The sequence below is a fragment of the Rhodococcus sp. CX genome (genome assembly GCF_015865005.1).
In the GTDB taxonomy this organism is placed as follows: domain Bacteria; phylum Actinomycetota; class Actinomycetes; order Mycobacteriales; family Mycobacteriaceae; genus Rhodococcus.
This window is the reverse complement of the sequence record NZ_JADZGH010000186.1, coordinates 17,682-25,424: the sequence shown is the minus strand read 5'-3', so window position 1 is coordinate 25,424 and position 7,743 is coordinate 17,682. Positions and strand designations below refer to the sequence as shown.

Here is a 7,743-nt window from a genome sequence, read left to right as displayed (position 1 = left end):
TGTTCGCGACCACGCTGCTCGTCTACGGCCTGGCGACCGGTGCGTCGGCGCTGGCCGGATCGGTCGCGGTGCTGCTGGTGCTGCGGTTCGTCGTCGGACTCGGATTGGGGGCGGAACTTCCGGTCGCATCGACGCTGGTCAGCGAGTACGCGCCGCGCAAGGTGCGGGGTCGCGTGGTGGTGGCGCTCGAAGCGTTCTGGGCGGTCGGCTGGATCATGGCCGCGCTGATCGGCTACTTCGTCGTGCCGATCAACGACGACGGCTGGCGCTGGGCACTGCTCGCCGGTGTCGTCCCGACGTTGTACGCCGTCGTGGTGCGGTTGGGCCTTCCCGAATCGGTGCGGTTCCTCGAGCGGAAGGGTCGATTCGCCGAGGCCGAATCCGCGGTACGGGCATTCGAGCGGTCGGCGGGCGTCGCCGTCGCCACGCCCCCGATCGACGAACCGGTTGTGGAGCCGACACCCGTCGTCGCGGAATCCATCTGGTCCCCGCGGTTGCGGGCGCGCACCGCGGCACTGTGGATCGTGTGGTTCGGCATCAACCTGTCGTACTACGGCGCGTTCATCTGGCTGCCCAGCCTGCTCGTCAATCAGGGCTTCGACCTGGTCAAGTCGTTCGAATACACCCTGATCATCACGCTCGCGCAGCTACCCGGCTACGCGGTCGCGGCCTGGCTGATCGAAGTGTGGGGCCGCCGCGCGACCCTCGCGACGTTCCTCGTCGGCTCGGCGGTCGCGGCGGGACTGTTCGGGCTCGCGGACACTCCGACCACGATCGTCGCGGCGGGAATGATGCTGTCGTTCTTCAACCTCGGCGCGTGGGGCGCGTTGTATGCGATCGGGCCGGAGCTGTATCCGACGTCGGTGCGCGGGGCCGGCACCGGCGCCGCCGCGGCGTTCGGCCGGATCGCGTCGATCCTCGCGCCGCTCATGGTGCCGTGGCTGCTGCACGGCGGGAACGGGCTCGTGTTCGGGGTGTTCGCGGCCGCGTTCGCCGTCGCCGCGGTCGCGGCCTACACCCTGCCGGAGCGGGCGGGGACCGTGCTCGACGCCTGACCGTCGGCGGTGTGCGCTCCGCGCGTCCGAGCGAATGTATCGCTCGTCTCCTTCGATCGATCGAATGTACCGCTCGCTCGGAAAAGGTAGGGGGACGCGGCGACGTCAGTTGTCGACGAACACGATGTCGAGCGCGGCGATCTCCTCGGGATCGACCACCACGTCGATCGCTGCGACCCGGCCGTCGTCGATGGTGAAGACGAACACGGACCGCGGGATGCCGCCGGGTGCCCAGGCCGCGCCGGGCATGCCGTCGACGAGGACGGTCTGCGCCTTCCGGGCGCGTCCGGAGAACGCGGTGGCCACCGCCTTGGCCCCGACCAGTTCGCGTTCGAGCAGGGGCGCCCCGGCCGCGGCGGCGTGGTGCGCGGCGGCGACCGCGGCGTCGTCGGCGTGCAGGCGCACCTCGGGGTCGAGCAGCGTCAGCAGGTCGTCGAACCGGCCTTCCCGGGAGGCGGCGAGGAACGCGTCGACGACCTGCCGGCGACGCGACAGGTCCGATGGGGTGAGGGTCGCGCCCTGGACCCGGCGTCGCGCGCGGCTGGCGAGCTGCCGGGTCGCGGCCGGGGCCCGGTCGACGATCGGGGCGATCTCGTCGAACGGCACACCGAACATGTCGTGCAGCACGAACGCGAGCCGTTCCGCCGGGCTGAGGGTGTCGAGGACGACGAGCATCGCGACTCCGACGGAATCGGCAAGGACCGCTTCGTGTTCCGGCCCGGTTGCAGGCTGGGGGAGTGCGGGCTCCCGGGGGTGATCGGGATCGTCGAGGGAGACCTCGGATCGTGATCGGCGGGCCCGCAACTGATCCAGGCATACACGGCTCACGACGGTGGTCAGCCAGCCGGCGAGGTTGGCGACTTCACTGGTGTCGGAACGGCTCAGCCGCAGCCACGTTTCCTGCAGTGCGTCGTCGGCGTCCGCCCCGGAGCCCAGCATGCGGAAGGCGACGGACCACAGGTGGGTTCGGTGGGTCTCGAACTGCCGCGCCAGGAAATCCTCGTCGCTCATCTGTCACATCCTTCCGCCCTGCTCCGTCGATGTAGTGACGAACCGGAACAACCCGATGTGACAAGGAGCGAACCGATGCAGGCTCGGATGAAGAACCCGGTGATGGTCCTGCCCGCGGCGATGCAGGCGATCCACGCGCTCGGACAGTCCACCGACGACGTCGACATTCCCGTGAAGACGTTGCATCTGATGCACCTGCGGGCCAGTCAGATCAACGGCTGCGGCGTGTGTGTCGATCTGCACCCGCGGCTCGCGTTGAAGGACGGCGAGACGGCCGAGCGGCTGTTCGCGGTGGCCGCCTGGCGCGAATCCCCGTACTTCACGGACGAGGAACGCGCGGCGCTGGCGCTGACCGAGGCGGTCACCCGGCTCGCGGACCGGCCGGACCCGGTTCCCGACGAGGTGTGGGACGCGGCCGCCGATCTCTACACCGAGGAGCAGCTCGCGGCGCTGATCGTGCAGATCGCGACGATCAACGTCTGGAATCGGATCAATGCCTCGGTGAAGCAGGTGGCGGGAGCGGCAGTGCTGTGAGGGACGGTTGCCGGCCCTCGACATAATCTGGAATAATTCCAAATTATGAACGTCCAGAGGAACTCGGTCACGATCCGCCCCCTGGTCCTCGGCGGGTTGCGACCCCTGTACCGGCAGATGCGTCACAACCGCGTGCGGACCGTCCGTTTCGAGCACGACGCCGACGTCGCGCGCTTCGACGTCTGCCTGACCGACGGGCACGCGGGCGCGGCACTCGAGATCCGCTCGCCCCGGCTTCCGGGACCGCTCACGCTCGCGCTCGGCACCAACTTCCGGGCCGAACCCGCGCTCGACCCCGACGTCTGCCGGGCCCTGTGCGCGGTGCTGAAGCCCGGAGAACCCGCCTCGGCGGCCACCGTCGTGCGGTTCCTGCAGGACGTGGTCGCGCAGGCACCCGCGGTGCTCTCCCGCACCGAGCCGTGCGCGGCCTGCGCCTGACGGCCGCAGACGAAACAACGCATCCGCGAACCGAAACGGTCCGCGGATGCGTTGGGGTGCAACCGATCAGAGGCCGGGGCGCTTACCGATCGTCAGCGTGACCTCGCCGGTACCGGCGAAGAAGTCGTTGCCCTTGTCGTCGACGACGATGAAGGCCGGGAAGTCCTCGACCTCGATCTTCCAGACCGCCTCCATGCCGAGTTCCTCGTACTCGACGACCTCGACGCTCTTGATGCAGTCCAGCGCCAGGCGGGCGGCCGGGCCGCCGATCGAGCCGAGGTAGAAGCCGCCGTGCTTCTCGCACGCGTCGGTGACCTGCTTGGAGCGGTTGCCCTTCGCGAGCATCACCATCGAGCCACCCGCGGCCTGGAACTGCTCGACGTACGAGTCCATGCGACCCGCCGTGGTCGGGCCGAACGAGCCGGACGCCAGGCCGTCGGGGGTCTTGGCCGGACCCGCGTAGTAGACCGGGTGGTCGCGCAGGTACTGCGGCATCTCCTCGCCGGCGTCGAGCCGTTCCTTGATCTTGGCGTGCGCGATGTCGCGGGCGACGACCAGCGGTCCGGTCAGCGACAGCCGGGTCTTGACCGGGTGCTTGGACAGCTCGGCCAGGATCTCCGGCATCGGCCGGGTCAGATCGATCTTGACGGCGGCACCCTTGCCGGTGCCGGACACGCCGTCGGTCTCGGCATCGAGGCGCTCGTCGGTGATCTCCGGCAGGAACCGGCCCGGGTTGAATTCGAGCTGCTCGAGGAACACGCCCTCGGGGGTGATCTTCGCCTTCGCCTGGCGGTCCGCCGAGCAGGACACGGCGATCGCGACGGGCAGCGACGCGCCGTGGCGGGGGAGGCGGATCACGCGGACGTCGTGGCAGAAGTACTTGCCGCCGAACTGCGCGCCGATGCCGATCTTCTGGGTGAGCTCGAAGACCTTCTTCTCGAGCTCGTGGTCGCGGAAGCCGCGGCCGGTGATCGCGCCCTCGGTGGGCAGCTCGTCCAGGTAGTGCGCCGACGCGTACTTCGCGGTCTTGAGCGCGAACTCGGCGGACGTGCCACCGACGACGATCGCGAGGTGGTACGGCGGGCACGCGGCGGTGCCGAGCGAGCGGATCTTGGCCTCGAGGAACTGCATCATCGAGTCCGGATTCAGGATGGCCTTCGTCTCCTGGTACAGGTACGACTTGTTGGCCGATCCGCCGCCCTTGGCCATGAACAGGAACTTGTAGGAGTTCTCGTGGCCCTTCGCGGTGTCCGCGTACAGCTCGATCTGGGCGGGCAGGTTGTTGCCCGTGTTCTTCTCGTCCCACATGGTCAGGGGAGCGTTCTGCGAGTAGCGCAGGTTCAGCTTCGTGTACGCGTCGTACACGCCGCGCGCGATCGACTCCTCGTCGTCGCCGGGGGTGAGCACGTGCTGGCCGCGCTTGCCCATGACGATGGCGGTGCCGGTGTCCTGGCACATCGGGAGCACGCCGGCCGCGGCGATGTTCGCGTTCTTCAGGAGATCCAGGGCCACGAACTTGTCGTTGTTCGACGCTTCCGGGTCCTCGAGGATGCTGGCGAGCTGCTTCAGGTGATCCGTGCGCAGGTAGTGGGAAATATCGTGCAGCGCGGTCTCGGTGAGCAGGCGGAGAGCCTCGGGTTCGACCTTCAGGAAGGTGCGGCCGTCGGGTCCTTCGACGGTGGACACCCCCTCACTGGTCAGCAGCCGGTATTCGGTGGGGTCTTCCCCGATGGGCAGCAGGTCCTCGTAGAGGAAGTCGGCCATGATTTCTCCTGGAGAGGGGCTGGGTTCGGCTAACAGGCTAGCGGCGACGACGCAAGACCTTGACAACGGGGCGTGTGACCCAGACGATTCCCGATCGCGAAGTGACGTGCGTCACCTGCGGTTTTCCGGCTCTCGGTGACGGGTGGTACCCCGTTGCAGTGATGTGCGTCATGCCGCGACGGGCCCGCGATCCGTACACTGGAGGGGATGCTTCTCGCGAATATGCCCGGCGGAGTCGCCGCGGGTCTCGTACGCCTCCACCGCGCTCACGCGTGGCTCGACGTTCTCGTCGTCGTCGCCGTGCTCGTCGCCACCAACATGGTGGCCCACTTCACCACCGTGTGGGCGTCCATCGCGACCGTGCCCATCGCCGCGCTCGTGCTCGTCGCGATGATGCGGCACCGCGGAATGCGCTGGTCGGAACTCGGACTGTCGCCCCGGCACTGGAAGCGCGGGACGCTCTACTCGCTCGGGGCCATCGGGCTCGTCGTCGGCGTCGTCGCCGTCGGTATCGCGCTGCCGTTCACCCGGCAGTTCTTCCTGTCCGAGCGGTACGCGACCATCTCCGGTGCCCTCGTCGCATCGATGATCGTGATTCCGCTGCAGACGGTGATCCCGGAAGAACTCGCCTTCCGCGGCGTCCTGCACGGCGCGCTCGAACGCGCGTGGGGCGCCCGCGGCGTCTTCGCCGCCGGCTCGCTGCTGTTCGGCCTGTGGCACATCGCGTCGTCGCTCGGCCTCACCTCCGGGAACGCGGGCCTGAGCGCAGTGCTCGGCGGTGGCGTGTGGGGGCAGGTCCTCGGCATCGCGGGCGCCGTCGTCGCGACCGCGGCCGCCGGATTCGTCTTCACCTGGCTGCGTCGTCGCAGCGGCAGCATCCTCGCCCCGATCGCGCTGCACTGGTCGCTCAACGGCGTCGGTGCGCTCGCGGCCGCGCTGGTGTGGCACGTGACCGTGGCCTGATCGGCACCGAAGTCTCCCGCATTCGCCGATAATTTCTCTTCAGGACTGTGTCCGGACGGGGTCACCGGCTCCGACGTATCCGATGCAGCACCCATCCGGGGTGCCACGGAGGAGGAACGGCCATGAAATTCATGATCCAGAGTTACGGGACCCAGCAGGACTACGACGGCATGGCGGGCAAGAGCACGGGGACGCCCGCATGGTCGCAGGAGGACTTCGCGGCCATGGCCGAGTTCATGACCAAGTTCAATGCCGAACTCGAGGCCTCCGGCGAACTCGTCGAGACCCGGGGACTGGCCGCGCCCGTCCACACCCGGCGCGTCGGGCCCGGCGCGCTCGTGACCGACGGGCCGTACGCCGAGTCCGAGGAAGTGCTCGCCGGTTACTGGATCGTCGAGTGCGACAGCTTCGACCGCGCCACCGAGATCGCGCTCCGGCTCGCCGAGTGCCCGGCGCCGCCGCATGTCCGTGCCGCCGCCTACGCCGACGTCCGTCCCATCGACGAAGGCGTGCCCCCGGAACCCGAACCGTAGACATGCACGACACCGCGCTCGAGGACGTGCTGCGCAACGAAGCGCCGCGCGTCCTCGGTGCGGTCGTCCGGCGTTACGGGCGCTTCGACCTGGCCGAGGACGCGGTGCAGGAAGCGCTGCTGGCGGCCGCGACCGGATGGCCGCGCTCGGGGCTTCCGGACGATCCGGGGGCGTGGCTCGTCACCGTCGCATCACGACGGTTGACCGACCTGCTGCGCAGCGAGCAGGCGCGGCGGCGCCGCGAGGATGTCGTCACGCAATGGACACCGTCCGATCGATGGCGAGCACCCGCGGCGGATGCGGACGTCCCCTCCGACGACACGCTCGTGCTGCTGTTCCTGTGCTGCCACCCGTCGCTGACGCCCGCATCCCAGGTCGCGCTCGCGTTGCGGGCCGTCGGCGGCCTGACCACCGCGGAGATCGCGCGGGCGTTCCTGACCTCCGAGGACACGATGGCCCGCCGGATCAGCCGCGCGAAGAAACGTATCGAGGACAGCGGCGAGCCGTTCCGGATGCCCGCGGCCGACGGATACGCCGAGCGACTCGCAGCGGTGCTGCACGTGCTGTACCTGATCTTCACGGAGGGCTACGCCGCGACCTCGGGCACGGACCTCGTCCGCCACGACCTGTCGTCGGAGGCGATCCGGCTGGCCCGCATCGTCCACAGGGTGCTCCCGTCCGACCCCGAGGTGGCGGGACTGCTGGCATTGATGCTTCTGACGGACGCGCGGCGCGGCGCGCGGGTGTCCGCCGACGGAGCGTTGATCCCGCTGGACGCGCAGGACCGCTCGCTGTGGGATCGCGACGCCGTCGCCGAGGGCACGGCACTGGTTGCCGGGGCACTTCGTTCTGGGGCACTTCGCCGCCGCGAAGCCGGCCCGTACCAGCTCCAGGCCGCGATCGCCGCGGTGCACGATCGTGCGTCTCGTGCGGAGGAGACGGACTGGCCGCAGATCGTGCGGCTCTACGAACTGCTGCTGCGGATGTCGGACAACCCCGTCGTCGCGCTCAATCACGCCGTCGCCGTCGCGATGGCACGCGGTCCCGAGGATGGGCTCGACCTCCTCGCGCGGCTCGCTGCTGACGACCGTGTCGCGGACGGCCGGCGGTTCCATGCGGTGCGGGCGCATCTGCTCGAGATGCTGGGCGACGAGGCGGCAGCCCGGGCGGAATACGGCGAGGCCGCGCGACGCGCCACGAGCCTGCCCCAGCAGCGGTATCTGTACGCGCGAGCCGAACGTCTCGGCTGATGGCTCTCGCGGTGTGCCTGCTCTTCGACAGGGAAACCGAACGCGCGTTGCGCCGCCTGTGGGACAGGCTCGAGGACCTCGACATTCCCACGCTGCTCACGCACACCCACCGCCGTCACGTCCCGCACCTGTCCTATGCGGTGCTGCGGACCTTCGTCGTCGACGAGGTCGCGGCCGCTGTCGAGACGCTGGCGG

General features: G+C 69.4%; 8 protein-coding genes and 1 pseudogene. 7 read left to right on the top strand and 2 right to left on the bottom strand.

Annotated features, from left to right (window positions below):
* The coding region (locus I0Q12_RS20110; RefSeq protein WP_197253917.1) for an MFS transporter at positions 1–1,055 on the top strand (1,055 nt) is incomplete at its 5' end.
* A gap of 105 nt (positions 1,056–1,160) precedes the next feature.
* Here I0Q12_RS20110 and I0Q12_RS20105 read toward each other — a convergent pair.
* Positions 1,161–2,066, bottom strand: coding sequence for a sigma-70 family RNA polymerase sigma factor (locus tag I0Q12_RS20105; RefSeq protein WP_197253915.1), 906 nt, complete (start codon positions 2,064–2,066; stop codon positions 1,161–1,163).
* Positions 2,067–2,141: 75 nt separating this feature from the next.
* Here I0Q12_RS20105 and I0Q12_RS20100 point away from each other — a divergent pair, with 75 nt between their 5' ends.
* The gene (locus I0Q12_RS20100; protein WP_197253913.1) at positions 2,142–2,600 is read left to right on the top strand and encodes a carboxymuconolactone decarboxylase family protein; all 459 of its coding nucleotides are present in this window, start codon (positions 2,142–2,144) and stop codon (positions 2,598–2,600) included.
* A 45-nt stretch (positions 2,601–2,645) separates the two neighbouring features.
* Entirely contained in the window at positions 2,646–3,038 is a 393-nt protein-coding gene (locus I0Q12_RS20095; RefSeq protein WP_197253911.1) for a hypothetical protein, read from the top strand.
* Positions 3,039–3,104: 66 nt separating this feature from the next.
* Here the strand turns inward: I0Q12_RS20095 and I0Q12_RS20090 are convergent, their stop codons facing one another.
* Positions 3,105–4,802 carry a fumarate hydratase gene (locus I0Q12_RS20090; RefSeq protein ID WP_197253909.1) on the bottom strand — a complete coding sequence of 566 codons (1,698 nt, stop codon included), beginning with the start codon at positions 4,800–4,802 and terminating at the stop codon, positions 3,105–3,107.
* 207 nt (positions 4,803–5,009) lie between these two features.
* On the opposite strand from I0Q12_RS20090, the gene I0Q12_RS20085 reads away from it, so the two are divergent.
* The 4 genes and pseudogenes from I0Q12_RS20085 to I0Q12_RS33315 all read left to right on the top strand — a co-directional run.
* On the top strand, positions 5,010–5,765 hold the full coding sequence (locus I0Q12_RS20085; RefSeq protein WP_197253907.1) for a CPBP family intramembrane glutamic endopeptidase: 756 nt from the start codon (positions 5,010–5,012) through the stop codon (positions 5,763–5,765).
* Between the two features lie 122 nt (positions 5,766–5,887).
* Complete coding sequence (locus tag I0Q12_RS20080) at positions 5,888–6,298, top strand: YciI family protein (RefSeq protein ID WP_231611059.1); 411 nt, start codon at positions 5,888–5,890, stop codon at positions 6,296–6,298.
* A gap of 2 nt (positions 6,299–6,300) precedes the next feature.
* Positions 6,301–7,548: an RNA polymerase sigma factor gene (locus tag I0Q12_RS20075; protein ID WP_197253904.1), complete on the top strand. Its 1,248-nt coding sequence runs from the start codon at positions 6,301–6,303 to the stop codon at positions 7,546–7,548.
* Positions 7,548–7,743: pseudogene (locus I0Q12_RS33315) on the top strand (2'-5' RNA ligase family protein); the annotation flags it as partial. The gene I0Q12_RS20075 and the pseudogene I0Q12_RS33315, both read left to right, overlap by 1 nt.

Excerpts from the sequence above, each read along its gene's own strand:
- I0Q12_RS20075 (WP_197253904.1), top strand. The coding sequence starts at position 6,301 with ATGCACGACACCGCGCTCGAGGACGTGCTGCGCAACGAAGCGCCGCGC.
- I0Q12_RS20095 (WP_197253911.1), top strand. The coding sequence starts at position 2,646 with ATGAACGTCCAGAGGAACTCGGTCACGATCCGCCCCCTGGTCCTCGGC.
- I0Q12_RS20105 (WP_197253915.1), bottom strand. The coding sequence starts at position 2,066 with ATGAGCGACGAGGATTTCCTGGCGCGGCAGTTCGAGACCCACCGAACC.
- I0Q12_RS20080 (WP_231611059.1), top strand. The coding sequence starts at position 5,888 with ATGAAATTCATGATCCAGAGTTACGGGACCCAGCAGGACTACGACGGC.
- I0Q12_RS20100 (WP_197253913.1), top strand. The coding sequence starts at position 2,142 with ATGCAGGCTCGGATGAAGAACCCGGTGATGGTCCTGCCCGCGGCGATG.
- I0Q12_RS20090 (WP_197253909.1), bottom strand. The coding sequence starts at position 4,802 with ATGGCCGACTTCCTCTACGAGGACCTGCTGCCCATCGGGGAAGACCCC.
- I0Q12_RS20085 (WP_197253907.1), top strand. The coding sequence starts at position 5,010 with ATGCTTCTCGCGAATATGCCCGGCGGAGTCGCCGCGGGTCTCGTACGC.